The sequence below is a fragment of the Phenylobacterium sp. genome, from assembly GCF_030645195.1.
In the GTDB taxonomy this organism is placed as follows: domain Bacteria; phylum Pseudomonadota; class Alphaproteobacteria; order Caulobacterales; family Caulobacteraceae; genus Phenylobacterium.
Genome location: NZ_JAUSLW010000170.1, coordinates 13270 through 40087, shown reverse-complemented (window position 1 = coordinate 40087; position 26818 = coordinate 13270). Strand labels below are relative to the sequence as shown.

Sequence of the window (26818 nt, the reverse complement as noted above, 5' to 3'; positions counted from 1 at the left end):
CCCCACTCGAAAGCCAGGCGGCGAAGCTATCGGCGCCGCGGCGACCGGTCTAGCGGTACCGGATCAGGGCTTCCTGGGTGGCCGAGGCCACCAGGGCGCCGTCGGGCCCATAGATGGATCCGCGGTTGAACCCGCGGCCGCCCGAAGCCGAGGGACTGTCCTGGACGTAGAGGTGCCACCGGGAGAAGTCGCTGGCCTTGTGGAACCAGAGGGCGTGGTCGAGGCTGGCCACCTGCAGCCGCCCGGAGTCCCAGTCCACCCCGTGCGGCCGCAGGGACACGTCCAGCAGGGTCATGTCGGTGCCGTAGGCCAGGGCGCACTGGTTGAGGACCACACCGTCCCCCAGGGAGACGCGGGCGCGGAACCAGCACATGTCGTAGGGCTCGCGCGCCTCCACGACGCCGTGCGGGGCCGGATCGACGGGGCGCACCTCCACCGGCCAGATGCGGCGGGACGCGGAATCCAGACCCGCCTTGGCCCGCAGCTGCTCCTCGTTGAGCAGGGTGTCGGGATCGGGGGCGGCGGGCATGTCGAACTGGTGCTCGAAGCCCTCTTCCGGGATCTGGAAGGAGGCGGCCAGGTTGAAGATCTGTTTGCCGTTCTGCAGGGCCACCACCCGGCGCACCGCGAAGGTCCCGCCGTCCCGCACCCGCTCCACCTGGAACAGGATCGGGACCTTGGGGTCGCCCGGCCGCATGAAATAGCCGTGCATTGAGTGGCAGAGCCGGCCGTCGTCGATGGTGCGGTAGGCCGCGGCCATGGCCTGGGCCACCACCTGGCCGCCATAGATGCGGCTGCCGGCCCCGGCCGGGGTCTGGCCACGGAACATGTCCAGCTCGATGGGTTCGAGCTCCAGGATGGCGACAAGCTCGCTGACGTCGGCCATCAGAAACTCACCGGGGCGAGGTCCTTCAGGCGCGGGGCGACCTTGTCCTTCTCCGACAGGCTGGCGCCGGCGAAGTCAGGCCAGTCGATCCCGATGTCCGGGTCGTTCCACAGCACGCTGCCCTCGGTCTGGGGCGCGTAGAGGCCGTCGACCTTGTAGGCGATCTCGGTGTCGGGGGTCAGCGTACAGTAGCCGTGGGCGAAGCCGCGGGGCACGAAGAGCTGCTCGCCGCGCTCGGCCGTCAGGGTGGCGGAGACCCAGCGGCCGTAGGTGGGCGAACCGGCGCGGATATCCACCGCCACGTCGAGAATAGCGCCGCGCAGGGCCCGCAGCAGCTTGGCCTGGGGGTGGGGGGCGGTCTGGAAGTGAAGGCCGCGCACCGTGCCGGCCTGCGCGCTGAAGGCGTGGTTGTCCTGCACGAAATCGACGTCCAGCCCGGCGTCGGCAAAGGCGCGGCGGCTCCAGGTCTCGACGAACCAGCCCCGCGCATCGCCATGACGCCGGGGCGTGATAAGCAGGACCTCGGGCAGGGCGAGCGGCGTAATCGTCGTCATGGCGCCTCAGTTGGACGGAGTGACGCTTGCGATGGCGCGGGTTGGCGGGAAAGACAAGTCCTTGACGCCCGCCGTCAGCATCATCGTGGTCGCCTATCAGAGCGGTCACCACCTGGAAACCTGCCTGGCGGCCCTGGAGCGCCAAGGCTTCACCGACCACGAGATCATCCTGCTGGACAACGCCTCCAGCGACGGCGCGCCGCAGGCCGCGGTCGCCGCCCATCCGGGGGTGCGGTTCGTGGAGGCCGGCTCCAACCTGGGCTTCGCGGCCGGGGTGAACCGCGCCGCGGCCCTGGCGCGGGGCGCCTGGATCGCCCTGATCAATCCCGACGCCTTCGCCGACCCCGACTGGCTGGAGACCCTGATGGAGGCGTCGGAGACCTGGCCTGCCGTGAAGTGCTTCTCCTCCCGCCAGCTGATGGCCGACGATCCCGGACGGCTGGACGGGCTGGGGGACGTGATGTCGGGGGCGGGCTTTCCCTTCCGGGGCGGCTATACCGGCGCCGATCCGGGACCGGTGGCGCCCGGCGAGGTGTTCTCGGCCTGCGGCGGCGCCATGCTGGTGGCGCGGGATTTCTTCCTGGCGCTGGGCGGCTTCGACGAGCGCTTGTTCTGCTACTGCGAGGATGTGGATTTCGGCTACCGCATGCGGCTGATCGGGGAGCCCACCCTGGTGATCCCCGCCGCCGTCGTGCGGCACGTGGGCTCCACCGCCTCGGGCGGGCCACGTTCGGAGTTCGCGGTCTTCCACGGCACCCGCAATCGGCTGTGGGTCTATTTGAAGGACACCCCGCCCCTGCTGCTGTGGCTGACCCTGCCCCTGCACCTCCTCACCACCGCCCTGCTCTTCCTGCGTCACGCCGACCGCCACGAGATTCACGCGCCCTGGCGGGGCCTGATGGCGGGGCTGAAGGGCCTGGACGTGGCGCTCGCCGCCCGCCGCGAGGCCCAGGCGACCCGGACGGTCAGCTCCTGGACCATCGCGCGGGCCATGACCTGGAACCCGCTGGACCTGTTCCTGCGTCGGGTGGTGATCAAGAAGTTGAAATAACTCCCTCCCCTTCATGGGGAGGGTGGACGGCGGAACGCCGGACGGGTGGGGAGCACCGGCCACACTCCCCCACCCCGATCGCTTCGCGATCTGCCCCTCCCCATGAAGGGGAGGGAGGGCGCTCACTCCCCCGCCGCGGCCCATTCCACCAGGCGTTCCATGAAGGCCCCGCCGCGGTCCATCTGGGCGGCCTCGACATATTCGTTGGGCTGGTGGGCCTGGTCGATGGAGCCGGGGCCGCAGATCACCGTCGAGAAACCCGCCCGCTGGAACTGGCCGGCCTCGGTGGCGAAGGCCACCACCCGGGGCGGGCCATTGTCGCCGGTCAGCCTGCGCGCGAAGACCTCGGCGACGCCGTCCGGTTCGGGCGCCAGCGGCGGGGTGGCGGAGCGGCGCTCGACCCTGACCCCAACCTCGGGGGCGCGGGTCTTGAGCTCGGCGTCCAGCGCGCGGCACTGGGCCATGAAGTCGGCCAGGACGGCGTCGGGATCCAGCCCCGCCGGATAGCGCAGGTCGAACTGGAACACACACTCCCGGGCCAGGATGTTGCCCGCCGTGCCGCCGTTCACCAGGCCGATGGTCAGGGTCGCCTGCTTGGGCGTGAACAGGGAGGCGGGATCGGCCTCGCGCTCCAGTTTCGCGGCCAGCTCGCGCAGGGCCGCCATCAGGGGCACGGCCTCCATGATCGCCGAGACCCCGAGCTGGGTCTGGCTGGAATGGGCCTCGTGGCCGTTGACCGTGACCCGGTGGTTGATGATCCCCTTGTGGCCGCGCACGGCCTCCATGTTGGTGGGCTCGCCCACCACCACCAGGGCCGGGGCCGGCAGCTCGGCGCCGATCAGGCGGATCAGGTCGGGCGCCCCCAGGCAGCCGATCTCCTCGTCATAGGAGAAGGCCAGGTGGACCGGCTTCCTGGGGTTCGCGGCCACCAGGTCGGGGACGGCGGCCAGGGCCAGGGCCAGGAAGCCCTTCATGTCGCAGGTCCCGCGCCCATAGATGCGCCCGTCGGCCTTCGGGGTCAGCTTGAAGGGGTCGGTGACCCAGGGCTGGCCGTCCACCGGCACCACGTCGGTATGGCCCGACAGCACCACCCCGCCCGGGATCATCGGACCGATGGTGGCCAGCAGGTTGGACTTGGTCCCCTCGGGGTTGGGCGCCCGGCGGTGGGCCACGCCGTGGCCGTCCAGATAGGCCTCCACCCATTCGATGAGGGCGAGGTTGGAGAGGTGCGAGGTGGTGTCGAAGGCCACCAGGGTCGCCAGGATGTCGAGGGCGCGGGAGGTGAGGGTCATGGGCCACCCTAGCCTTGGGCCGCGACGGGCTCCACCCGCTAGGCCGGTCACGAATTCGCCAGGGCGCAAACTGTTCGGAACTTGACGTCCGCGCGGCGATCGCGCCTTAGGCCCGGTCATGATCCTGACCCTCGCCTGTCCCGACCGCCCCGGAATCGTCGCCCGCGTCTCGGCCTTCCTGTTCGAGCGCGGCGGCAACATCCTCGACGCCCAGCAGTTCGACGACGAGGAGACCGGCCGCTTCTTCATGCGGGTGGTGTTCGACGCCGGCAAGGAGAGCGCCGAGAGCCTGCGCGACGCCTTCGCCCCCCACGCCCAGGCCTTCGGCATGGACTGGACCCTGCGCGGCGCCCGGGACAAGAAGCGGGTGATGATCCTGGCCTCGCAGCAGGACCACTGCCTGGCCGACCTGCTCTATCGCTGGCGCCGGGGCGAGCTGCCCATGACCCTGGCGGCCGTGGTCTCCAACCACGCCGCCAACACCTACGCCCACCTGGATTTGTCGGGCGTCCCCTTCCACCACCTGCCGGTGACCCGCGACACCAAGATGGAGCAGGAAGCCGCGCTGTGGCGGCTGATCCAGGAGACCCAGACCGAGCTGGTGGTGCTCGCCCGCTACATGCAGGTGCTATCCGACGGCCTGGCCGCCAAGCTGGAGGGTCGCTGCATCAACATCCACCACTCCTTCCTGCCGGGCTTCAAGGGCGCGCGCCCCTATCACCAGGCCCACCAGCGCGGGGTGAAGGTGATCGGCGCCACCGCCCACTACGTCACCACCGACCTCGACGAGGGCCCGATCATCGAGCAGGACGTCGAGCGCATCAGCCACCGCGACACCCCCAAGGACCTGATCCGCAAGGGCCGCGACATCGAGCGCCGCGTGCTGGCGCGCGCCGTCCGCTGGCGGCTGGAGGACCGGGTGCTGCTGAACGGCGGCAAGACGGTGGTGTTTACGGACTGAGGGGCTAGGCCCCCCGCAGCAGCTTCATCGACTCCAGGTCCAGGGCGTGGGCGCTGTGGCGCCGGGCCATGGTGAGGAACATCTGGTCGCCGCGGTCGGTCTGCTTGGTGCTGACCGAGGCGAAGATGGCGGTGAAGACCCCGTGCAGCAGGTAGTGGCGGTAGGCGCTCCAGGCCTCGTCCCAGCTGTAGGTCACCCCGTAGCGGGCCAGCGCGTCGAGCCAGCGGCGCAGCAGGTCCTGTTCGTGGCGACGGCGCTCCTGCGTGGGCAGGCCCGCGCCGATGAAATAGGCCACGTCCTGCACGCCCGGCCCCTTGGCCGCCGTCTGCCAGTCCAGCACCGCCAGGGGCCAGCGGCCGCCCTGGGGCTCGAACAGCATGTTGTCGAGGCGGAAGTCGGCGTGCTGCACGGTGGGCGGCGCGACCGGTCCGGCGTAATAGCCGCCGAGATTGTCGGCGAAGTCCTGGCAAAGGGCCATATATTCAGGCTCCAGGGCGTCCTCGTAGCGCTGGCGGAAGGCCGCCATGATGCCGCCGAACATGGCCACTAGGGCCACGGGATCGAGCATCTGGCGGTTGAGGAACTCCACCTCGTCCAGCTTCGGATCGGCCCAGCGGGGGCCGTGCAGGGCCGCGGCCTCGTCCATCACCGTCTGGGCGTCGGCCAGGGAGCAGCCGGTGAGCTGGTTTCCGCCGCGGGCCGGGCCCATGTCCTCCAGGAGCAAGGTGAAGTCGCTGGTCTCGGGGTCGATGGCCGCCACGAAGGGCCGCGGAGTGCGGATCGCCACGGTGTGGGCGATCTCCTGGTAGAAGCGCACCTCGTTGAGATAGAGGCCGATCTGGCCGCCGGTGGCGCGGCTGACGGGATCTGCGGAAGGAAATTTGCCCACCAGGCTGGCCGGGGCGCCCTCCACGGGTTTGGCGTAGGCCAGGTTGAAGCGGACGCTCTCCCCCAGCATGCCATCCCCCACCTTCTGGGTGGTGAAGCCCTCCACCTGGGCGGCGACGCCGGCGCGGTTGAGGGCGGCGGTGAGCCAGGCGGCGTCGACGGCGGCGGGGTCGGTGACGATGGGAAGGTCGCTCACGCGGCCGGCCCCAGGGTGTGGACATAGACCTCGTTGCGGCCGATGCGCTCGCCGTCCATCAGCACCAGGTCGAAGCCGCGCAGGGCCGGGGCGGTCGCGTCCCCGATCGTGCAGTACCAGCGGCCGCAGAAACCGCCGGCGATGGGCCACAGGGCCTCGGCCTCGTAACGCATGGGCGGGGTGGCGGAAAACAGCCCGCGCAGATAGGCCCCCAGCGCCGCGTGGCCGTGCAGGCCCTGGGGAACCTGCTGGTCGAAGTACCAGGTGTCGGGCGCATAGAAGCCCAGCAGGGCCTCGACATCCTTGGCGGTCCAGGCCGCCAGCCACCGATTGTTGAAATCTTCCATCAGGCCTCTCCCAGGACGCGGACGCCGGCCTGCGCCATGACGGCGGCCAAGGCCGAGCCCCCGATACCGCCGCCGACAACGATCAGGTCGTGGTCCATGCGCTGTTTCCGTCCCTTGGCCGACGCTCTGACGGCGCGGCTCCAAAACGATCTCAGCAGGCTTCCTTAGGGGATGACAAGGCCATGTCGGAAGGCCAGCACGCCAAAGACGGCGAGCAGGAAACCCTGGCCCATCAGGATCAGGCCAAGCTCGCTGGCGAAGGGCTGCTTGCGGGTCTTGTGGCGCAGCAGCCGCTGGGCGGCCACGGCCCCCAGGCCCCCGCCGAGGGCCGCCAGCCCCAGCAGGGTGGCCTCGGGCGTGCGTCTGCGGCCCGCGGCGGCGGCGCGCTTGTCGGCGGCGAAGACAGCGAAGGCCGTCAGGTTGAGCACCGCCAGATAGGTGAGGAGGAAGGTCAGCACGCCGCCAGTCTGACGCCACAGGCTTAGCGGGACGTTCACCGGGGCCTAAGCATTGCCCGCCATGCTGGCGCCCGAAGAACCGGGGCGGAGGGCGCCATGTCGATAGCTTTGGGCGAGACCGCCATGAGCGCCGCCGCGGCGCCGCGCCGCTACCTGTGGGGCCCGGTCGCCGACTTCCTGCTGCTGGGGGGCGGGTCGCTGCTGGTCTTCCCGATCCTGCTGCTGCTGCCGGCCGACCAGGTGGCCGCGCCCCTGGCGGCGGCGATGTGGATGCTGATCAACGTCCTCAACCACCCGCACTTCGCCCACTCCTATCAGATCTTCTACCGCGGCTACCCGGCCAAGGCCTTCTCCGGAACCCACGCCCCGGCCCTGCGGGGCCGCTACATCTTCGCCGGCCTGGTCGTGCCCCTGGTCCTGGCGGCCTTCCTGGCCACCGCCCTGATGAGCGCCGACTCGCGGCTGCTGGGCTGGGGCGGCAACCTGATGGCCTTCTTCGTGGGCTGGCACTACGTCAAGCAGGGCTACGGCATGCTGATGGTGGACTGCGCCCTGAAGAAGAGCTTCTTCGGCCCCCTCCAGAAGAAGGTGTTCCTGGTGAACGCCTATGGGGTCTGGGTCTTCTCCTGGCTGACCGCCAACCACCAGGTGAAGGTGACCCACCTCTGGGGCCTGGACTACTACGCGCTGCCGATCCCGCAGGCCCTGCTGATGATCGCGGGCCTGGCCGCGGCGCTCACCACGGCGGCGACCCTGGTGGTGGTGGGACGATCCTGGAAGACCCTGCCCTGGAACGGGGTGGCCGCCTATGCCGCCAGCCTCTACGCCTGGCTGGTCTTCATGCGGATCAATCCCCTGTGGCTGCTGGTGATCCCGGCCTTCCACTCGCTGCAGTACCTGGCCGTGGTCTGGCGCTATCAGGGAAGCGTCGAGCGCGCCAAGCCCGGAAACTGGAAGCGTGGGATGGCGGTGTTCGTGGCCTGCGGCCTGGCCCTCGGCTTCGTCGGCTTCTGGGGCCTGCCCAACCTGATGGACGCTGTGATCCCCTACGACCACGCGGTGTTCGGGACAACGGCCTGCCTTTTCGCGGTGTGGATCTTCATCAACATCCACCACTTCTTCCTCGACAACGTCATGTGGCGCCGGGAGAACCCGGACACCCGGAAACACTTGTTTAGCTAGAACAAGATCCTCCCCCAGGCGCGCAGCGCCGATGTGGGGGAGGTGGCCTGGACCGCAGGTCCGGGACGGAGGGGGATCGACGTAGTCGACAATCCTTCAGCCCCGAAACAAGAGTCAAAGTCCCCCTCAGTCAGCTTCGCTGACAGCTCCCCCAGGAGGGGAGCATCTATCAGCCCTGGGCGACGGAGCCCGGGCCCGGCAGCACGCCGAGCAGTTCGATCTTGAAGATCAGCACGCTGTTGCCGGGGATCTCGCCGCCGCCCGCGCCCTCTTCGCCATAGCCCAGCGCCGGCGGCACATAGAGCACCCACTCGTCGCCAGGCCGCATCAGCTGCAGGGCCTCGATCCAGGCCGGGATCAGGGCGTCCAGCGGCATGGCGGCCGGCACGCCGCGCTCGTAGGATGAGTCGAACACCTTGCCGTCCAGCAGTTTGCCCTCGTAGTGGACCTTCACCTCGTCGCCGGCGTGGGGCCGAAGCCCGTCCTTGGGGCCCGAACGGACGATCTTGTACTGCAGGCCCGACGGCAGGGTGACGACGCCCGCCGCCTTGCCGTTGGTCGCCAGGAAGGTCTTGGCGGCGCCGAGGTTGTCGGCGGCCTTCTTGTTGGGCCCGCAGGCGGCGAGCGCGACGAGCGCCAGGGCCAGGACGATACGCTTCATTGCATGCTCACTTGTCAGACCGCGCGGGGCGGGTAGCCGCTCTCGCGCAGGGCGTCCATGATTTCCTGGGTGTGCTGGGCGTCGCGGGTCTCGATCATGATGTCGAACTCCGCGCCCTTGGCGGGCACGTCCAGGGCCAGGCGGTTGTGCGCCACCTCGACGATATTGGCCCCCATCTTCCCGATCAGCACCGAGACGGTGCCCAGCAGGCCCGGGCGGTCGTCGCCAATGATGCGCAGGGAGACCAGGCGCTGTTCGCGCACCAGTTCGCGGGTCAGCACCGAGGCCAGCAGCCGGGTGTCGATATTCCCCCCGGTGATGATCAGCCCGACCTTCTTGCCGCGGAACTTCTCCGGATAGGCCAGGAGGGCGGCCAGCGAGGCGGCGCCGGCGCCCTCCACCACCGTCTTCTCGACATTGCAGTACAGCGCGATGGCCCGCTCGAAATAGGGCTCCTCGATCAGCAGCACGTCGTCGATCAGCGGCCGGGCGATGGCGTAGCTCTCCTCGCCCACGCTCCTGACCGCGATGCCCTCGGCGATGGTGGCCCCGCCGGTGGCCGCGCCGACGCCGCGCATCTTGGCGGTGAAGGAGGGGTACATGGCCGGCTCGACGCCGTAGATCTCGACCTTGGCGTTCAGCGACTTGGCCACCGTGGCGCAGCCGGCGATCAGGCCGCCGCCGCCGATGGGGATGGGCAGGACCTCCAGGTCCGGCACGTCCTCGAACATCTCCAGCGCCACGGTGCCCTGGCCCGCCATCACCTTCACGTCGTTGAAGGGGTGGACGAAGACCAGCTCGCGCTCGGCGCACAGGGTCTTGGCCAGGGCGGCTGAGTCGTCATAGGTCTCGCCGTCCAACACCACCTCGGCCCCGAAGGCGCGGGTCTGCTGCACCTTCACGAAGGGGGTGTTGCGGGGCATGACGATGGTCACCGGGATGCCCAGGCGGGCGGCGTGATAGGCCAGCCCCTGGCTGTGATTGCCGGCCGACGCGGCGATCACCCCGCGCTTGGCTTCGTTGTCGGAGAGCTGCAGCAGGGTGTTGAGCGCGCCGCGCTCCTTGTAGGCGGCGGTGAACTGCAGGTTCTCGAACTTCACCCAGACGTCGGCCCCGGTAATCTCCGACAGCGTCCGCGACTGGCGGCAGGGCGTGCGCTCGATGCGCCCCTTCAGCCGCTCGGCGGCCGCGCGGATATCGTCGATGGACAGGGTCATGATCAGGCCAGGGGTGGAAAAGGACGCCACCTCTAACGAGGGCGGGCCCTCACGGCAACGTCAGCGAAGACCGCGCAGCACGTCCATGCGCCGCATGGCCTTGCCGGGCAGGGCCGACATCTTGCCCAGCGGCAGGGCCTCGGCGGCGGCGCGGACGCCGTAGGCGGCGTGGCGAACCAGGGCGGCCGGGGCGACGCCGCCGACGAAGCCGTGGGTGACCCAGACGCCGGTATTGGCCAGCTCGCGCTTGAACCGGTAGTCGCCGGGACCGAGATCCAGGCGCCTATAGGGGGTGGCGTCCATCCAGCGCAGGATGTCCTGGAACAGCAGGATGCCCGGCGAATAACGCTCGAACTCCGGATCGTGGGCGATCAGCCAGCCGTGGATGGTCTGCTTGCCATGCAGGTGCAGGTGGACGGCGGCCAGGCGGTCGCCGAAATGCAGGGTGAACAGGGCCGCGCCGAAGTCGGGATCGCGGCGCTCGAACAGCTCCTGCATCAGCCGCAGGGTCCAGCCGGCGTCGAAGATGTCGGTCTGGCCGGTGGCGTCGAGCTGGGCGCGCTTCCAGGCCACCAGCTGGTCGAAGTCGGCCTGGCTGCGGGAGAAGGGGGTGAAGACGGCCGGACCGATCTCACGCTCGACCTTGCGGCGCTTCTTGTCGCAATCCTTCAGGACCGAGGTCCCGGCCTCGCGGCGGGCGGCCTCGTAGGCCTCATAGCCCTCCGAGACGTCCACCACGTGGGACAGGTCGCGACCCCGGGCATAGGGGGCGAAGGCGGCCTGGGCCTCGATCATGTGGCAGAAGTCGAAGCGCTGGACCCCGAGCGCCTGGACCATCTTGCGGATGTCGATCCGGGCGCCCGGCTCGGCCACAAGGCCCTGGTAGTCGCACATCGGCGCCCCCACCGGCATGGCGGTCAGGTGGCCGACCCGGACCGGCAGGAAGGCGACGTCGCGGCCGTCCTCCACCGCCACGGCGACGCGGACCTGGCGGGAGGCCTGGCGCTGGACGCCTTCGACGGCGCGGGCCCAGTCCGGCGACAGGAAGGGACTGTCCAGGGTGATGTCGGTGGCCTGCAGGGCCGCCCAACGGGCCATCCGCTGCGCCGTCATGTCCTGCGGACGGAGGACTTCGATGTGCAAGACGGCCATCCCGGGGCGGCGAAACGCGACTACAGGACGGCGAACTTAACCAAGAAGTCTTTCCGCGAAGTTGCCGGAAGGGGCCGGGTGCAACTTCCGCGAAGTGCGGACCACCCCAGGGTTCAGAGCAGCTCGCCGCGCCCCTTGGCCTTCAGGGCGTCGACGGCGGCGCGCACCGAGGCCGTGGCCTCGCGCCGGGTGACCAGGACCACCCCGTTCTCCACCACCACCACCAGGTCCTCGACCCCGGCCAGGACCACCACCGGCCCGTCGGTGCGGGCGAGATTGCGCGACGAGTCCACCAGCACGACGTCGCCGTCGGCGACGTTCCGGGCGCCGTCCTGGGCCGAGCCCTCCCAGAGCGCGTTCCAGTTGCCCACATCGCTCCAGCCGATGTCGGCGCCCACCACGCTGGCGTGGGCCGTCTTCTCCATGATGGCGGTGTCGATAGCCTCGGAGGGGGCGGTGAGGAAGTCGGGCGAGAGCGCGATCAGGTCGCCGCGCCGCGCGGCCTTGGCGACCCCGGCCTCGGCGGCGGCGGAAATGGCCGGCGCCAGCTTGCGGCACTCGGCCAGGAAGGCTGCGGCGCCGAACATGAACATGCCGGCGTTCCAGCCATAGTCGGGATCGGCCACGAAGCGCTTGGCGGTCGCCAGGTCCGGCTTCTCGACGAACTGGGCGACCTTGCGCACCAGGCCCTCGCCGGCCCCGGCGCGGATATAGCCGTAGATGGTCTCCGGCCCCGTCGGCTTGAGGCTGAAGATCACCACCTCGCCGGCCTCGGCCGCCGCCCGGCCGGCCTCCACCGCGCGGTGCATGGCCGGAACGTCGGAGACCAGGTTGTCGGCGTGCAGCAGCAGGAAGACCCCCTCGGGATCGATCTCGGCGGCCACGGCGGCGGCGGCCACCGACGCCGCGGCGGTATTGCGCGGCGCGGGCTCGGCGATCAGGGCCCGGGGCGTGATCCCCACCTGCGCCAGCTGGTCGCGGGTCAGGTCGGCATGGGCGGCGGCGCAGACCACGATGGGCGGATTGAACATCTCGCCGGTCACCCGAAGCGCCGTGGCCTGGATCAGGGTCTGCGCCCCCCCCAGCCGGTGGAACTGCTTGGGCTTGGCCAGGCGCGACAGGGGCCAGAGGCGCGTGCCCGCGCCGCCCGACATCAGGATGGGGGTGATCTTTCCGCTCATGGCTTCGCGCAGATTCTTTCTCGTTCGCGTGACGGTCGCCTGAACCGGTTCCCACTTCAGGCTGTCACGCTCCTAGGCCGCTTCGGCCGGGGGGTCGAACTCCGAGACCAGATGGCCGGGGGCCACCTCCTTCAGCTGCGGCACATAGACCTGGGAGAGCGGGTCGGCCGAGAGCCGGGAGGGCAGGAAGCGCAGGGCGCTGCGCGGGTCCATGGGGCTGGGGGGCTCGCCCGACAGCTTCAGCCGCTTGCGGGCCCGCTCGCGCACCGGATCGGGGATCGGGGCGGCCGACAGCAGGGCCTGGGTGTAGGGATGGTGCGGGTGGGCGTAGATCTGCTCGCGGTCGGCCTGCTCCATCACCCGGCCCAGATAGAGCACCATGACCCGGTGGCTGATCTCGCGGACCACCGCCAGGTCGTGGCTGATGAAGACCATGGCCAAGCCCATCTCCTTCTGCAGCTCGATCAGCAGGTCGATGATCTGGGCGCGGATGGAGACGTCCAGCGCCGAGACCGCTTCGTCGCAGATCACCAGCCTGGGCTTGAGGATCATGGCGCGGGCGATGCCGACCCGCTGGTTCTGGCCGCCGGACAGCTCGTGCGGATAGCGATTGATCAGGGCCGGCGGCAGGCCGACCTTGGCCATCATGGCGGCGACCTCGGTGTCGCGCTCCGCCCGCTTCAGCTCCGGCTTGAACACCTGCAGGGGCTCGGCGATGGAGTCGCCGATGGTCATGCGCGGGTCGAGGCTGGCCAGCGGATCCTGGAAGACGATCTGCAGATCGCGGCGCGACGCCCGCACCGCCTCCTTGTCGGCGCCGGTGATATCGCGGCCCAGCAGGGTGACCGCCCCGCCGGTGGCCGGGATCAGGTTGATGACGGCCCGCGCCAGGGTCGACTTGCCGCAGCCGCTCTCCCCCACCACGCCGAGGGTCTCGCCCTCGCGCACCTTGAAGGAGACCCCGTCCACGGCCCGCAGGTTCCGCTTGGCGCCGAAGACCCCCTCATGGATCGGGAACCAGACCTTGATGTCCTTGCCCTCCACCACCACCGGCGCGTTGGGGGCGACCGGCGACAGGGTCGGGCGGCCGCCGCGATCGGAGCGGTCCAGGCGCGGGATCGCGTCCAGCAGGGCGCGGGTATAGGCGTCCTTCGGCGCGGCGAAGAGCGCCTCGGCGTCGCCCTCCTCCACATAGGCCCCGTCCTTCATGACGCAGACCCGGTCGGCGAGGCGGGCGATGACCCCCATGTCGTGGGTGATCAGCACCATGGCCGTGCCGGTCTCGCGCTTCAGCTCGTCCATCAGGTCGAGGATCTCGGCCTGGACGGTGACGTCCAGGGCGGTGGTGGGCTCGTCGGCGATCAGCAGGGCGGGCGACCCGGCCATGGCCGCGGCGATCATCACCCGCTGGCGCATGCCGCCCGACAGCTCGTGCGGATACTGCCGCAGCCGGCGCGCGGCGTCGGGGATGCGCACCCGATCCAGCCAGTCCTTGGCGTGCTTGGTCGCGGCCTCGCCGCTCATGCCCAGGTGCAGGCGCAGGGGCTCGGCGATCTGCTCGCCGATGCGCACATGGGGGGTCAGGGCCGTCAGCGGGTCCTGGAAGATCATGGTCATCTTCGAGCCGCGGATCTTGTTCAGGGCGCCGGGCTTGAGGTTCAGCAGCTCGGTCCCGAGGAACTTGGCCGAACCGCTGGCCTGGCCGTTGCGGGCCAGCAGGCCCATCAGGGCCATGAAGGTCTGGCTCTTGCCCGAGCCGCTCTCGCCCACCACCCCCAGGGTCTCGCCCCGGGCCACGTCCAGGGAGACCCCGCGCACGGCGTTGACCATCCCGTCATGGGTGGTGAAATCGACCTTGAGGTCCTTGATGGAGAGAACGGGCGAAGCGGCTGAATCGGCCAAGGCGACCTCTGGAACTTGAAAGGGTTGGCGACCATAGTGCGTGACAGCCTGAAGTGGATACCGGTTCAGGCGACCGTCACGCTCTAAGTCTATCAGACCGGGGCGATGTGTCGGCGAAATGGCGAGTTACGAAAGCTTAAGCCCAGACCCCCGCGACGCCGCGCGGGCTTGGCGTTACAGTGCCCCTGTGAGCGCGCCCGACCCGTCCCCCCGCCCCGCCCTGTTCCTCGATCGCGACGGGGTGCTCAATGAAGACCCCGGCTATGTCTATCGCTGGGAGGATTTCGTCTGGATTCCAGGCGCCCGCGAGGCCATAGCCGCCTTCAACGCCGCCGGCTGGTGGGTGTTCGTGGTGACCAACCAGTCCGGGGTCGGCCGCGGCTACTACACCGAGGACGACGTCCGCAAGCTGCACGCCCAGATGAGCGCGTCCCTGGATGAGGTCGGCGCCCGGGTCGACGCCTTCTACTATTGCCCGCACCATCCCGAGGCCGCCGAAGACATCTATCGCCACCCCGATCCGCCGGGCCGCAAGCCCAATCCCGGCATGCTGCTCCAGGCCATCGCCGAGTGGCCCGTGGACCTGGCCCGCTCGATCATGGTGGGCGACAAGGACGGCGACGTGGAGGCCGGCCGCCGCGCCGGGGTCCGCGGACTGAAGTTCACCGGCGGCGACCTCAAGGCCTTCCTGGAAGGGGAGCTGACATGACCGCGATGATCGAGGTTCGCGAGGTGGTCTATGACTACCCCTCGGCCCGCGCCCTGCACGGGGTGTCCTTCGACGTCCAGGCCGGCGCCGTCCTGGCCCTGGTGGGCCCCAACGGGGCGGGCAAGTCGACCCTGATGCGCTGCATCGCCGCCCTCGACGTCCCCACCGAGGGGACGATCGCGGTGGCGGGCCTCGACGTGGAGGCCGATCCTCGCGGGGTCCACGCGACAATAGGCTACCTGCCCGACTTCTTCGGCCTCTATGACGAGCTTTCGGTGCGCAGGGCGCTGACCTACGCCGCCCGATCCCGGGGCGTGTCGGTCGCCGACACGCCCGCCGCCGTCGAGGCCGCCGCGGCCCGGGTGCAGCTCAGCGACCGCCTGGAGGCCCGGGCCGGCGAGCTGTCGCGGGGCCTCAAGCAGCGCCTGGCCATCGCCCAGACCATCGTCCACCGTCCCCGCGTCCTGTTGCTGGACGAGCCCGCCGCCGGGCTGGACCCCGAGGCGCGGCGCAGCCTCTCGGACCTGATCCTGTCCCTGTCGCGCGAGGGCATGACCATCGTGGTCTCCTCCCACATCCTGGCCGAACTGGAGGACTATTCCACCCAGATGCTGATGATCCGCGACGGCGCGGTGGCCGGCGGCGGGGTGCTGGCGGCGGGCGGCGGCCATCGCGACGGGTCCCGGGTGGAGGTGGTCTTCGCCGAGCCCCCCCCCGACCTCGGCGACCGGCTGGTGGCCCTGGGCGTCACCGTCGAACGGCTGGAGGGCGACGCCGCCACCCTGGTCCTGGCCGACGGCGAGGACGACTCGGCCCTGCTTGCGCAGCTGATCGGGGCCGGCCTGAAGGTCCGGGCCTTCCAGGCGACCCGCAAGACCCTGGAAGACGCCTATCTGGCGGAGGTGGCGCGATGAACCCGGAGTTCCAACGCAATCTGTGGCTGGAGGCCTCGCCCCGCCGCGTCGCCTGGGCCGCCGTCACCCTGATCCTGATCTATGGCGCCACGGCCCTGCTGGCGCGGGACGCCGGCGGCGGGCCCTTGCCGGCCCTGGCCGGGGTGGGGGGCTTCGTCTTCCTGATCTGCGGCGTGATCTGGGGCTCGCGGGCCGCCGGCACGGCGGTGCTGGCGGAGATCGCCGACCGCACCTGGGACTTCCAGCGGCTCTCGGCCCTGACCCCCTGGGCCATGACCTGGGGCAAGCTGCTGGGCTCTGCGAGCCTGGCCTGGCTCTGCGCCCTGACCGGGGTGGTCCTGATGGCTGGGCTGATGGTGGTCCAGGGCCAGCCGGGCGCCCTGTGGATGCCGGCCTTCCTGATCTCACTCGCCCTCCTGCTCCAGGCCGTCAGCCTGGGCGCGGCCCTGATCGGGGTGCGCAAGGCCCGGGCCGAGGGCCGGGTGGCCCGCCCCGGCGGGGTGATGGGCGGCCTGATCCTGGGCCTCTTCCTGCTGAGCGTTGTCGCCGGCTCCTCCGGTTTCCAGAAGGGCGCCGGCCTGGCCGGAATCCCGGCCTTCCTCTACGCCCGCGGCGACGTCACCTGGTGGGGCCAGGTCTTCCCCGCCGTCGGCTTCCGGACCCTCGCCACCCTGGCCTTCGCCGGCTGGGCCCTGACCGGCGCCTGGCGGCTGATGCGGCTGGAGTTGCAGATGAAGAACGCGCCGGTGGTCTGGCCGGCCTTCCTGATCTTCCTGGCGGTGTTCCTCGGCGGCTTCGCCTATGCCGGGGGCGGCCTGGCCGCCGCCCTGCTGGTGGGCGCCCTGGCCGTGGCGCTCGCGGCCTATGCGGGCGCCTTCGCCGAGCCCGCCGACCGGGTGCGGCTGCGCCAGTTCGCCGGCGCCCTGGGCAAGGGTGACCTCGCCCGGGCGCTACCCCTGACACCCGCCGCCATCGCCCCCTTCCTGCTGGCCCTGATCCTGGTGGCGGCCGCCTTCGGGATCGGCGGCGCCGGCTCGGCCTTCGACCAAGGTCCCGATCCGGCCCAGGCCGCGGCCCTGCTGGCCTTCATCCTGCGCGACCTGGGCGTCATCGCCCTGTTCCGCTTCGGCCCCCGACCCCAGCGCGGCGACTTCGGCGCCGTGGTGGCGCTCGCCCTGCTCTACGCGGTGGGCGGCATCGTCGGCGGGGTGATCAGCCCCGGGACCGGCCAGGCCCTGTTTGTACCCCTGTCCATCGCCCCCTGGGCCAGCCTCGCCTCGGGCCTGGCCCAGGCCGTCGTCGCCTGGGCGCTGGCCTGGCGGCGGATCAAGGCGCCGGAGGTGCGCTGACCTTTTCCATCTGCGCCAGCATCCGCTCCAGGGTGGCCAGCTCGTCGGCCTCCCCGGCGGGCTTGTCCCAGCGGATGCGGTGGATGCGGGGGAAGCGCATGGCCACCCCGGACTTGTGGCGGGTGGAGCGCTGCAGCCCCTCGAAGGCCACCTCGAACACCAGGCCGAAATGCGGCTGCGCCTTCACCGAGCGCACCGGGCCGAAGCGCTCGAGGGTGTTGTCGCGGACGAACTTGTCGATCAGCTTCAGCTCCTCGTCGGTGAAGCCGAAATAGGCCTTGCCGACCGGGGTCAGGGCCCGCTTGCCCTCGACCTGCGTCCAGACCCCGAAGGTGTAGTCGGAATAGAAGCTGGAGCGTTTGCCGTGGCCGCGCTGGGCGTACATCAGCACCGCGTCGATCAGGAACGGGTCGCGCTTCCACTTGAACCAGGGGCCCTTGGGCCGGCCGGCCTCGTAGAGGGAGTCCCACCGCTTGAGCATCAGGCCCTCGGCGATCTGCGGGTCGCCGGGCGGCGGCGAGGCGCGTAGAGCCGCCAGCTCCGCCCAGGTCTCGAAGGGCTGCAGGGGCGAGAGGTCGATGCGCGGCGTGGCGAGCCGGCCGACGAAGGCCTCCAGCCGGACCCGGCGGTCCCGGAACGGCAGGACCCGGGTGTCCTCGCCGCCCTCGGCCAGCAGATCATAGGCGCGGATGCCGGCCGGGTGTTTGGCCATCAGCTTCGCATCGACGGTCTTGCGGTTCAACCGCTGCTGCAGATCCCCGAAGCTGGCCACCCCGTCGTCGCCCATCACCAGCAGCTCGCCGTCCAGGGCGCCTTCGAAGTCCAGGACCTGGAGCACATCGGGAAACGTCTTGGAGATATCGTCGCCATTGCGGGTGTAGAGGCGGCGCACGCCCTCCTCGTTCACCGCCTGGACGCGGATGCCGTCCCACTTCCACTCCGCCGCGTAGTCGGCCGGATCGAGCCGCCCGAAGTCGACGGCCTCGTCGAGGGCCTGGGCCAGCATGGTGGGGCGGAACCGGCCGGGCGAATCCGGGCGCGGCCGGTCCGAGCGGCCCTCCAGCCAGGAAAACAGATCCTCATAGGGCGCGTGCAGGGCGTGCCAGACCTCCTCCACCTCCGAGACCGGCACACCGCCCAGGTCGGCCACGGCCTGCTTGGCCAGACGGGCCGAAACACCCACCCGCAGGCCGCCGGTCATCAGCTTCAGCAGCGCCCAGCGGCCGGTGGGCTCCAGGGCGTCCAGCCAGCCCTCGATCAGCTGCTGCACTTCAGGCCGGGTCGCGCCGCGCAGGGCGTCGATCACCTCGGCCAGCTCCGGTTCGCGATTGGCGCCGGGCCGCGCGGGCCAGACCAGGGCCACGGTCTCGGCCAGGTCCCCCACATAGTCGTAGGACCAGCGAAACAGCAGCGGGTCCATCCGGTCCTCCACCGCCTTGCGGATGAAGGTGGGCTTGGCGGCGGCGAAGCTGAGGTCGCCGGTGAGGGCCGCGAGCGCCCAGCCCCGGTCGGGGTCCGGCGTCTCCCGCAGATAGTCGGCCACCAGGGTCAGCTTGGCGTTGCGCGACGCCGTCAGCGACAGGCGGTCCAGGAGCTCGGCGAAGGCGCGCACCTAGCCGTCCTCCTCATCGTCGTCATAGCCGACCAGGGCCAGGGCCCGGGCCTTGATGTCGTGCAGCTGGGCCCAACGGGCCAGCGCCTCCTCCCGGCCGTGGGTGATCCACAGTTCGCCGGGCCGCAGCTCGTCCACCGTGGCGGTCAGTTCGTCCCAGTCGGCGTGGTCGGAGATCACCAGCGGCAGCTCCGTCCCCCGCTGGCGGGCCCGGGCGCGCACCTGCATCCAGCCCGAGGCGAAGGCCTGGACCGGATCGGGAAAGCGCCGCGACCAGCGGTCCTGCAGGGCGGAGGGCGGGCCGATCACGATGGCGCCGGCGAAGTCCTGTTTGGTCGCCACGGTGGCGGGCTCCAGGGGCCCCAGGTCTATGCCGTGGTCCTCATAGAGCCGGTTCAGCCGCTCCAGGGCGCCGTGGACGAAGATGGTCTTGTCCCATCCCGCCGCCCGCAGCAGGCAGATCACCCGCTGGGCCTTGCCGAGCGCATAGGCGCCCACCAGGTGCGAGCGCTCCGGGAACTGGGCCACCGAGCGCAGCAGCCGGGCGATCTCGCCGGAATCCGGCGGGTGGTGGAACACCGGCAGGCCGAAGGTGGCCTCGGTGATGAAGACGTCGCAAGGCACGGGTTCGAAGGCCGCGCAGGTGGGATCGCGCCGGCGCTTGTAATCCCCCGACACCACCATGGTCAGGCCCTTCCAGGCCACCACCGCCTGGGCCGAGCCCAGCACGTGGCCGGCCGGGACCAGGGTCACCTCGACGGCGTCGCGATGGACCGGCTTGCCATAGGCCGCCGCCTCGGTCGCCCCGGCGAAGCCGGCGCCATAGCGCTCGGCCATGATGGCCAGCGTCTCCGGCGTGGCCAGCACCGCCCCGTGGCCGGCGCGGGCATGGTCGGAATGGCCGTGGGTGATCACCGCCCGGTCCACCGGCCGCACGGGGTCCACATAGAAGTCGCCGGGCGGGCAGTAGAGGCCGGCCGGGGTGGGGCGCAGCAGGGCTTCGGGCTTGATCATCCGGGCCGCCGGCTCATGAGAAACTCCACCTTACAGAGTATTCATATTGTGAAATCGACGTCATGACCAAGACTTAACGAGTATTCGCGGGGGGCCGCTCCTATACCCCCGCTCGAGACGAACGCGCCTCCCCGCGCTTCGCTCCGAACCGAAAGAAAAAGCCATGTCTCACCCCTTCAACCCCGACCGCGCCAGCGGCCTCGCCACCCTGCTGATGGCCGCCCTGCCCATGCTCGCCATCGCCCTCGTCGCCCTCACCACCGGCTTGGTGGCCGCCTAAACCTTCCCTTGGGTCGTCCTTGACCCTGGGGCGGGCCTGGCCCAAACCGAGGGCATGAGCGCCCCCAATCCCACCCTGCGCGAGTTGGCCGTCCACATGGTGGAGACCGTGCCCCAGGCCGCCGCGCTCGGCTTCAAACTGGTGTCCGTGGCCGACGGCCGGGGCTCGATCCTGGTTCCCTGGCGGGCCGAGCTGGTGGGGGACCCCGCCACCGGGGTGATCGCCAGCGGCGTCGTCACCTCCCTGCTGGACCACTGCTGCGGCCTGGCCATCTCCTCGGCCAAGAACGAGCGCTTCCCCACCGCGACGCTCGACCTGCGCATCGACTATATGCGCCCCGCCGCCCCACACGCCGGGGTCACGGCCCTGGCCCACTGCTACAAGATGACCAGGTCCATCGCCTTCGTCCGCGCCCATGCCTGGGACGAGGACCCCGAGGACCCCATCGCCACGGCCCAGGCGGCCTTCATCCTCAATGGCGCGCCCGCGCCCGGAGCGGCCCGATGAGCGAGGCCGGCGACCGCCTGCAGGGCTTCCTCGCCTCGGTGCCCTACATCCAGTTCCTGGGCATGCGCTGCGAGCTGGCGGGCGACGAGATGACCGCCATCCTGCCCTTCGCCCCGCATCTGGTGGGCAACATCATGCTGCCGGCCCTGCACGGCGGGGTGATCGGGGCCTTCATGGAGATGACGGCGCTCGCCCAGCTCTCCGTGGTCCAGCAGACCCCGAAGGTCCACAAGACCATCGACGTCACCATCGAATACCTGCGCCCCGGCCGGGCGCTCACCACCTATGCCCGCGCCGACCTGCGCAAGGTCGGCCGACGCATCGCCAATGTCACGGTGGAAGCCTGGCAGGAAGCCCGCTCCAGCCCCATCGCCGCCCTGCGCGGGCACTTCATGCTGAGCAGCGACGAGTAGATCCTCCTCCTCGCCCCCGCCTGCGGGGGAGAGGTCGGGTGAGGGGGCCTCCGCGCAGCGGAGGTCTGCTGGCGACCGGAGTATCAACTGCGGTTCAGAGAGAACCCTCACCCTGCCCTCTCCCGCGAGCGGGAGAGGAAAGCGTCACTCAACCCGCCGGCTTGGCCGCCTTCTCTTCCGCATGCACCGCGTCCAGCTCGGCCTGGGCCTTGGCGATCGCCGCGGCGTCGCCCTTGGCCTCGAGCAGCAGCTTGGTGGCCTCCATCTCGCGGACCGGCAGCAGGTGGGTCGCGTCGGCGCGCTTGAAGGGGCCGCTCTGGATGCGCCGCAGATTGTCTCTCTGGCGCACGGCCTCGGGACCCGTCCCCACCCCGTAGGTGAAGAAGAACGCGCTGATCTTCGCCTTCAGCGCCGGGTCCAGGTCCTTGCGCCAGACCATCGGATCCTCGGGGATGGTGGGCGAGGTCCAGATCACCTTGAGACCCGCCAGGGTCTTGGCGGCGGTCGCGCTGTTCTGCTGGGTCAGCCGCTCCATGGACTGGGTGTTGTTGGTGGCGGCGTCCAGCACGCCGTTGGCCACCGCGAACAGATTGGACTCGTGATTGGCCGAGCGGACGGTCTTGAAGCAGGTCTCGGGACTGATCCCGCGCGGCGCGAACAGGTAGGTCATGGGCGCCAGGGTCCCGGAGGTGGACTTCACGTCCCCCATGCCGAAGCTCAGGGTCCTGTCGCACTTGAGCAGGGTCTCCAGGGTGAGCGGGCTGTCCTTGGCCACGATGATCACCGACTGGTAGCCGTCCTGGCCGCCGTCGGGCTTGGTGGTGCGGGCGAAGACCTCGCCGCCGGAGCGGCGCACCGCCTCCAGCCCCGACTGGTTGCTGAACCAGCCCATGTCGGTCTGCTTGAAGCGCATGGCCTCGATCAGGGAGGAATAGTTGCTTCCAAAGAAGGGCTTCACCGTCAGGCCCGTCGCCTTCTGCATGTCGGCCAGGACCGGCTCCCAGTCGGCGGCGGCCGTGGCGGCCTTCTCGGTGGAGAGGATCGAGAAGGTGAGGGTGGTCTGGGCCGCTGGCGTCTCCGCGGGCTTGGCGCAGGCGGCCAGGATCAGGGCCGCGCCGGCCAGGGCCAATCCGCTACGGACGGAGATCATCGAAACACCCTTCAAGACGTTCATCCCCCTGTTTCGCCTGTTCTTGTGACGCTTGTCCGACAACGGCCAGCGAAAACTAAGCTTGAGGCCCGCCCCTTTGGGCGCTAACGCCCGCCCATGTCCCTGCAAGGTCTTTCCCACCAAGCCCGTGAAGCCAAGAGCTGGCCCTTCGAACAGGCCCGCCTGCTGCTGGAGCGTATCCTGCGCCTGCGGCTCACCGACGCCGAGCGCGATCTCGCCGTCACCCTCATCGCCCAGGGCAAGGCCGCCGAGGCCGTCGCGACGCTTCCGGCCCTGGTGAAGCCGGTGGTGTTCCAGACCGGCTACGGCCCGTCGGGCCTGCCGCACGTGGGCACCTTCGGCGAGGTGGCGCGGACCACCATGGTGCGCGTGGCCTTCCGCGCGCTTACCGGCGACGCCGTCCCCACCCGCCTGATCGCCTTCTCCGACGACATGGACGGCATGCGGAAGATTCCGCCCAACGTGCCCAACCAGGAGATGCTGCTCGAGGACATCGACAAGCCGCTGAGCGTGGTTCGCGACCCCTTCGGCACGGACGGCAGTTTCGCGGGCCACAACAACGCCCGCCTGCGCGCCTTCCTCGACGGCTTCGGCTTCGACTACGAGTTCATGTCGTCCAGCGAGACCTACAAGTCCGGCCGCTTCGATGCGACCCTGCTGACCGCCCTGGCGCGTTTCGACGCCATCCAGAAGGTCATGCTGCCGACCCTCGGTCCCGAGCGGCGCGCCACCTATTCGCCCTTCCTCCCGGTCAGCCCCAAGACCGGCAAGGTGCTGCAAGTCCCCACCCTGGAACGCAATGTCGAGAAGGGGACCATCGTCTTCGACGACCCCGACGGCGGCCGCACCGAGGTCCCGGTCACCGGCGGCCACGTCAAGATGCAGTGGCGTCCCGACTGGGCCCTGCGCTGGACGGCGCTGGAGGTGGACTACGAGATGTCGGGCAAGGACCTGATCGACTCGGTCAAGACCTCGACGGCCATCGCCAAGGCCCTGGGGGGCGCGCCCCCGGTGACCTTCAGCTACGAACTCTTCCTCGACGAGAACGCCGAGCGCATCTCCAAGACCAAGGGCAACGGCTTCTCCATGGAGGAGTGGCTGCGCTACGCCCCGCCGGAGAGCCTGGCCTATTACATGTTCCAGTCGCCGCGCTCGGCCAAGCGGCTCTATTTCGACGTCGCGCCCAAGGCCACCGACGAATATCTGCAACAGCTCGACGCCTATAACCGCAAGCGGGCCGAGGGCTCCAACGAGCCGCAGATCGACAATCCGGTCTGGCACGTGCACCACGGCGCCCCGCCCGCCGAGGGGTCGCCGGTCTCCTACTCCCTGCTGCTGAACCTGGTCTCCGCCGCCGACGCCTCCACCAAGGACATCCTCTGGGGCTTCCTGGAGCGCTATATCCCCGGCGCGACACCGGCCACCCAGCCCCTGCTGGACCATCTGGCCGGCTACGCGATCAACTATTACGAGGACTTCGTGAAGCCCTCGAAGAAGTTCCGTCCGGCCGATGTGCAGGAGCGGACGGCGATGGAGGACCTGATCGCCCGGTTCAGGGCCCTGCCCGCCGGCTGCCAGGACGCCGAACTGATCCAGAACGAAGTCTACGCCGCGGGCAAGGAGGCCGGCTTCGAGCCCCTGCGCCTGTGGTTCACCGCCCTCTACGAGGTCCTGCTGGGCCAGAGCCAGGGCCCCCGCTTCGGCTCCTTCGCCGCCATCTTCGGCCTGGAGCGCACCATCGCCCTGATCGAACGCGGGCTGGCGGGGGAACTGGTGGCGAAGGCCTAACGCCTCACCAGTCCCCGTCGTCCCCGATCGGCATGCCCGGCGGCACGGTGGGTTTCAGCTTCGGCTGGGCCAGGACCCGGGCCATCTCCTCGCGGTCGCCGATCAATCCCGCCAGCCGCAGCCGGTGGGCCCGGTCGGCGCCCTCGCCCGGCGCCGCCTTCAGCCGCGCGGCCAGATCCGCCAGCCTCTGGTCGATCTCCGCCGACACCGCCGGCGAGGTCTCCGCATTCCGCGAGACCGCCGCCAGGTCCAGCACGGTCCTCGTCTGCGTCCGCCGGGCGATCTCGACGCTCCGCCCCGACGCCGGGGCGAAGGCGGTGGCGATCAGCCGGTCCAGCACTTCGCCGGCGCCCGGCAGGGTCGCGTCGCGGCGGCGCTGCTCCACCAGCCGGCCCAGGCGATCGGCGGCGGTCAGGGCCTCGAGGGTCAGGCCGGCGGCCACGTCGGCGGCGGTGAGGGGATCGAACACCGGATCGCCGTCAAAGACCTCGATCTCGAACTGGCGGTCATTGTCCCCCGACCGGCCAGCCGACAGCAGGGGGATCAGCGCGTCCGGCGTATCCAGCTCGGCCGGCTTCAGGGTCGCCAGCAAGGCCTCCAGGGCCGCGCGCTGCTGCGTGGCCGGGACGATGGCGGCGGCTTCGCGGGCGTCGCCCTTCACCGCATAGGGATAGTCGATCCCCGCCAGCTGCTTGGCGACGGCGTCCACCTGGTAGCGGTGCAGCAGGAAGATCGGGACGTACTTGCGGCGCAGGTTGGCCACCGGCTCGCCGGTCCTCAGGGCGGAAAGGCCGAAGCGGTCGAGGGCGGCGCGGCGCACCCCCATCATCCGGGTCAGCTCGGCGATGGGATCGGCCCCATCGTCCCACAGGGCGCCCCAGGGCTGGGCCGCGCCCGCCGGCCGGGAATCGCCGTCGGTGACATAGCGGGCGCCGGACGCCATCTCCGCCCGGGCCTTGGCGGCCAGCGCCGCCTCCCCCGCCGCGCCGGCCGGAACCTGGCCATAGAGCCAGTCGACGATGAATTTGTCCCAGGCGCCCAGGCCCACCCCATAGGCGTCGGAGAGGTCGGGCTTGCCGGCGACCAGGGTCACCCGTGGGGCCGGATAGTCCATCACCGAGGCGCGATCCTGGGTGCTGCCGGCGAAGTTGTGGGCGAAGCCCAGGGAATGGCCGACCTCGTGGGCGGCCAGCTGGCGCAGGCGGGCCAGCGAGACCTCGACCGGATCGTTGGGGCCGCCGGTCCCCACCTTGTCGGCGCCTGCCAGGCCCTCGAAGATCAGCATGTCCTGGCGCACCCGCAGGGCGCCGAGCAGCACGCTGCCCTTGAGGATCTCGCCGGTGCGCGGGTCCCGCACCGACTGGCCCACCGACCAGCCGCGGGTGGCGCGGTCCACCCAGTTGATGACGTTGTAGCGGACGTCCAGGGGGTCGACCCCCTCGGGCAGAATCTCCACCCGGTAGGCGTCCTGATAGCCCGCCGCCTCGAAGGCCTGGGCCCACCAGGCGGCGCCCTCCTTCAAGGCGGTGCGGATCGGCTCGGGGGCGGCGCGGTCGACATAGAAGACGATGGGCCTCTTCACCGGCGACTTCGCGGCCGCGGGATCGGTCTTCTCCAGCCGGAAACGGTGGGCCACCTGGCCGACGATGTCGGCGCCCAGCGGGGCGGCGTAGTCCAGGACGGTGGAGCCGAACACGCCCGCGCGGGGATCGAACCGGCGGACCTCGTAGCCGGGCGTCGGCAGCTTCACCAGGCTGTGGCGCACCTGCAGGGTGATCAGCTTGGCGTCGGGGGCGATGTTGCGGCTCTCGGGGCCCGGCGTGTCGGACTGGTAGGTCTGGCGGGCCTCGAACTCCAGGTTCTCCGGGAACACCTTCACCATCGAGGGGTCGGCCGCCGAAAGCTCCGGGACCAGGCGGTAGCCCTTCTCGTCGGCGCGCTTCAGCGCATCGGCCGCGCCCATGACGTCGCGGGTCAGGAAGGACGAGATGTCCACCAGGATGCGGCCGTCGCCCTCCGTCCCGACCACCTCGCCGGCCCAGACCGTGGAGGTGGCGAAGGCCTCGCGGGCCGCGGTCTGTTCCGGGGCCGGGGCGCCGGCGGCGCGGAAGCGGGGGTTCTCGTACTCGGCGAACACCTTCTTGCCCAGACGGCGGAACACCAGGACCTGGGTGTCGCCGATCGCCGCGCGGTCCAGGCCCACGGGCGCCGAGCCCATGCCGGTGCGCAGGGCGGTCAGATAGAGGAACCGGCCGCTGACCCCGTCGGCGTCGGGCGCCGGCAGGGAGAGCAGGATCGTCCCCCTGGTCTTGTCCACATAGACCGGCAGCAGGCCCTCCTGGCGCTGGGCGCCGGCGGTCGCCGCCGGGGCCTTGTCCCGGGCGCTCGCCGGCGCGCCGGTCAGCAGGACCAGGGCCGCCGCGCCCGAGCAAAGCCAGATACTGCGTGTCATCGAACCGCCCCCAGATGGAGCTGTCAGCCTAAGGGTCCGGACGCCGATCACAAGCCTGGGAACTCGCGCAAGGTGATCAACGATCATGTTGACGTTAACGGAATGCAGGCTTACGTTCCGGGCAACCAAGAAAACTCCGAGGGAGGACATCCAGTGCCCATGGAACTGCGCCGTCCGGCGCGCACCTTCACCATCCGCCAGCTCTGCCTGGAGTTCAGGTGCACGCCCCGGGCGCTGCGCTTCTACGAGGACAAGGGCCTGCTCTCGCCCGCCCGCGACGGCATGAACCGGGTCTATTCCTACAAGGACCGCGCCCGGCTGCAGCTGATCCTGCGCGGCAAGCGCGTGGGCCTGGCCCTGTCGGAGATCGGCGAGATCCTGGATCTCTACGAGGTCGACGACGGCGGGGCGGCCCAGAACATCAAGTCGCTCACCAAGTTCCGCGAGCGCATCGTGGCCCTGGAGGCCCAGCGCCAGGACATCGACAAGGCCATCGAGGAGCTCCGCTCCGGCTGCGACGCCCTGGAGGGCCAGCTGGCCCGCACCCGGCCCGACCTGCTGCCCCGGGCCGCCGACTACGATCAGGTGCTGCGCGCCCGCCTGGGCGACCTCGAACACGCCAAGTAGTCTCCGGCGCCTTAGCGGCGGCGAGAACCTCAGCTAGTATCTCTCAAGGGCTCC

25 protein-coding genes are annotated in these 26818 nt (G+C 70.4%); 10 read left to right on the top strand and 15 right to left on the bottom strand.

From position 1 onward, the window contains the following. Window positions 1-49: 49 nt before the first annotated feature. A complete protein-coding gene (locus Q7T09_RS14115; protein WP_304700525.1) occupies window positions 50-886 on the bottom strand; it encodes an acyl-CoA thioesterase II in 837 nt (278 codons plus the stop codon). Further along, complete coding sequence (gene rfbC, locus Q7T09_RS14110; protein ID WP_304700524.1) at window positions 886-1440, bottom strand: dTDP-4-dehydrorhamnose 3,5-epimerase; 555 nt, start codon at window positions 1438-1440, stop codon at window positions 886-888. The genes Q7T09_RS14115 and rfbC overlap by 1 nt, the downstream gene beginning before the upstream one ends. A 61-nt stretch (window positions 1441-1501) precedes the next feature. Between rfbC and Q7T09_RS14105 the strand changes: the two genes are divergently transcribed. Further along, a complete protein-coding gene (locus Q7T09_RS14105) occupies window positions 1502-2491 on the top strand; it encodes a glycosyltransferase family 2 protein (protein ID WP_304700523.1) in 990 nt (329 codons plus the stop codon). Window positions 2492-2613: 122 nt separating this feature from the next. On the opposite strand, the gene argE is transcribed toward Q7T09_RS14105, so the two are convergent. Further along, window positions 2614-3783 (bottom strand): acetylornithine deacetylase, encoded by a 1170-nt coding sequence (argE, locus tag Q7T09_RS14100; RefSeq protein ID WP_304700522.1) that lies wholly within the window; start codon window positions 3781-3783, stop codon window positions 2614-2616. A gap of 118 nt (window positions 3784-3901) precedes the next feature. Here argE and purU point away from each other — a divergent pair, with 118 nt between their 5' ends. Next, window positions 3902-4744 (top strand): formyltetrahydrofolate deformylase, encoded by an 843-nt coding sequence (purU, locus tag Q7T09_RS14095; protein WP_304700521.1) that lies wholly within the window; start codon window positions 3902-3904, stop codon window positions 4742-4744. 4 nt (window positions 4745-4748) lie between these two features. Here purU and Q7T09_RS14090 read toward each other — a convergent pair whose 3' ends face one another. The 3 genes from Q7T09_RS14090 to Q7T09_RS14080 form a co-directional block, all read right to left on the bottom strand. Beyond that, complete coding sequence (locus Q7T09_RS14090; protein WP_304700520.1) at window positions 4749-5828, bottom strand: phosphotransferase family protein; 1080 nt, start codon at window positions 5826-5828, stop codon at window positions 4749-4751. Next, complete coding sequence (locus tag Q7T09_RS14085) at window positions 5825-6175, bottom strand: nuclear transport factor 2 family protein (RefSeq protein ID WP_304700519.1); 351 nt, start codon at window positions 6173-6175, stop codon at window positions 5825-5827. Before Q7T09_RS14085 ends, Q7T09_RS14090 begins: the two co-directional genes overlap by 4 nt. 164 nt (window positions 6176-6339) lie before the next feature. Then, window positions 6340-6633 (bottom strand): DUF1294 domain-containing protein, encoded by a 294-nt coding sequence (locus Q7T09_RS14080; RefSeq protein ID WP_304700518.1) that lies wholly within the window; start codon window positions 6631-6633, stop codon window positions 6340-6342. A 96-nt stretch (window positions 6634-6729) separates the two neighbouring features. On the opposite strand from Q7T09_RS14080, the gene Q7T09_RS14075 reads away from it, so the two are divergent. After that, a complete protein-coding gene (locus tag Q7T09_RS14075) occupies window positions 6730-7815 on the top strand; it encodes a hypothetical protein (protein ID WP_304700517.1) in 1086 nt (361 codons plus the stop codon). 169 nt (window positions 7816-7984) lie between these two features. Here Q7T09_RS14075 and Q7T09_RS14070 read toward each other — a convergent pair whose 3' ends face one another. From Q7T09_RS14070 to Q7T09_RS14050, 5 genes are all read right to left on the bottom strand, one after another. Beyond that, window positions 7985-8476 carry an FKBP-type peptidyl-prolyl cis-trans isomerase gene (locus Q7T09_RS14070; RefSeq protein WP_304700516.1) on the bottom strand — a complete coding sequence of 164 codons (492 nt, stop codon included), beginning with the start codon at window positions 8474-8476 and terminating at the stop codon, window positions 7985-7987. Between the two features lie 14 nt (window positions 8477-8490). After that, the gene (locus Q7T09_RS14065; protein WP_304700515.1) at window positions 8491-9693 is read right to left on the bottom strand and encodes a threonine ammonia-lyase; all 1203 of its coding nucleotides are present in this window, start codon (window positions 9691-9693) and stop codon (window positions 8491-8493) included. Window positions 9694-9753: 60 nt separating this feature from the next. Then, window positions 9754-10845 (bottom strand): GNAT family N-acetyltransferase, encoded by a 1092-nt coding sequence (locus Q7T09_RS14060; RefSeq protein WP_304700514.1) that lies wholly within the window; start codon window positions 10843-10845, stop codon window positions 9754-9756. 113 nt (window positions 10846-10958) lie between these two features. Further along, window positions 10959-12026 carry a mannose-1-phosphate guanylyltransferase gene (locus Q7T09_RS14055; RefSeq protein ID WP_304700513.1) on the bottom strand — a complete coding sequence of 356 codons (1068 nt, stop codon included), beginning with the start codon at window positions 12024-12026 and terminating at the stop codon, window positions 10959-10961. A 72-nt stretch (window positions 12027-12098) separates the two neighbouring features. Next, entirely contained in the window at window positions 12099-13928 is a 1830-nt protein-coding gene (locus Q7T09_RS14050) for a dipeptide ABC transporter ATP-binding protein (RefSeq protein WP_304700512.1), read from the bottom strand. Between the two features lie 187 nt (window positions 13929-14115). On the opposite strand from Q7T09_RS14050, the gene Q7T09_RS14045 reads away from it, so the two are divergent. From Q7T09_RS14045 to Q7T09_RS14035, 3 genes are read left to right on the top strand one after another with little or no spacing between them, the layout of a single operon-like run. Then, window positions 14116-14637, top strand: coding sequence for an HAD family hydrolase (locus tag Q7T09_RS14045; protein WP_304700511.1), 522 nt, complete (start codon window positions 14116-14118; stop codon window positions 14635-14637). Further along, on the top strand, window positions 14634-15551 hold the full coding sequence (locus tag Q7T09_RS14040) for an ABC transporter ATP-binding protein (protein WP_304700510.1): 918 nt from the start codon (window positions 14634-14636) through the stop codon (window positions 15549-15551). Before Q7T09_RS14045 ends, Q7T09_RS14040 begins: the two co-directional genes overlap by 4 nt. Next, on the top strand, window positions 15548-16900 hold the full coding sequence (locus tag Q7T09_RS14035) for a hypothetical protein (RefSeq protein WP_304700509.1): 1353 nt from the start codon (window positions 15548-15550) through the stop codon (window positions 16898-16900). The genes Q7T09_RS14040 and Q7T09_RS14035 overlap by 4 nt, the downstream gene beginning before the upstream one ends. On the opposite strand, the gene Q7T09_RS14030 is transcribed toward Q7T09_RS14035, so the two are convergent. Then, a complete protein-coding gene (locus Q7T09_RS14030; RefSeq protein ID WP_304700508.1) occupies window positions 16878-18512 on the bottom strand; it encodes a cisplatin damage response ATP-dependent DNA ligase in 1635 nt (544 codons plus the stop codon). The two genes, Q7T09_RS14035 and Q7T09_RS14030, sit on opposite strands and share 23 nt — an antisense overlap. Continuing rightward, window positions 18513-19526: a ligase-associated DNA damage response exonuclease gene (locus tag Q7T09_RS14025; RefSeq protein WP_304700507.1), complete on the bottom strand. Its 1014-nt coding sequence runs from the start codon at window positions 19524-19526 to the stop codon at window positions 18513-18515. A gap of 334 nt (window positions 19527-19860) precedes the next feature. Here Q7T09_RS14025 and Q7T09_RS14020 point away from each other — a divergent pair, with 334 nt between their 5' ends. Together Q7T09_RS14020 and Q7T09_RS14015 are read left to right on the top strand one after the other, a co-directional pair. After that, window positions 19861-20313 (top strand): PaaI family thioesterase, encoded by a 453-nt coding sequence (locus Q7T09_RS14020; protein WP_304700506.1) that lies wholly within the window; start codon window positions 19861-19863, stop codon window positions 20311-20313. Next, a complete protein-coding gene (locus Q7T09_RS14015; RefSeq protein ID WP_304700505.1) occupies window positions 20310-20726 on the top strand; it encodes a PaaI family thioesterase in 417 nt (138 codons plus the stop codon). The genes Q7T09_RS14020 and Q7T09_RS14015 overlap by 4 nt, the downstream gene beginning before the upstream one ends. 148 nt (window positions 20727-20874) lie before the next feature. Here Q7T09_RS14015 and phnD read toward each other — a convergent pair whose 3' ends face one another. Further along, window positions 20875-21876, bottom strand: coding sequence for a phosphate/phosphite/phosphonate ABC transporter substrate-binding protein (phnD, locus tag Q7T09_RS14010; protein ID WP_304700504.1), 1002 nt, complete (start codon window positions 21874-21876; stop codon window positions 20875-20877). Window positions 21877-21993: 117 nt separating this feature from the next. Between phnD and Q7T09_RS14005 the strand changes: the two genes are divergently transcribed. After that, entirely contained in the window at window positions 21994-23685 is a 1692-nt protein-coding gene (locus Q7T09_RS14005; protein WP_304700503.1) for a lysine--tRNA ligase, read from the top strand. A 4-nt stretch (window positions 23686-23689) separates the two neighbouring features. Here Q7T09_RS14005 and Q7T09_RS14000 read toward each other — a convergent pair whose 3' ends face one another. Further along, window positions 23690-26137: a zinc-dependent metalloprotease gene (locus Q7T09_RS14000; protein ID WP_304700502.1), complete on the bottom strand. Its 2448-nt coding sequence runs from the start codon at window positions 26135-26137 to the stop codon at window positions 23690-23692. Window positions 26138-26296: 159 nt separating this feature from the next. Between Q7T09_RS14000 and Q7T09_RS13995 the strand changes: the two genes are divergently transcribed. After that, window positions 26297-26764, top strand: a complete 468-nt coding sequence (locus Q7T09_RS13995) for a MerR family DNA-binding transcriptional regulator (RefSeq protein ID WP_304700501.1) — start codon at window positions 26297-26299, stop codon at window positions 26762-26764. Window positions 26765-26818 lie beyond the last annotated feature (54 nt).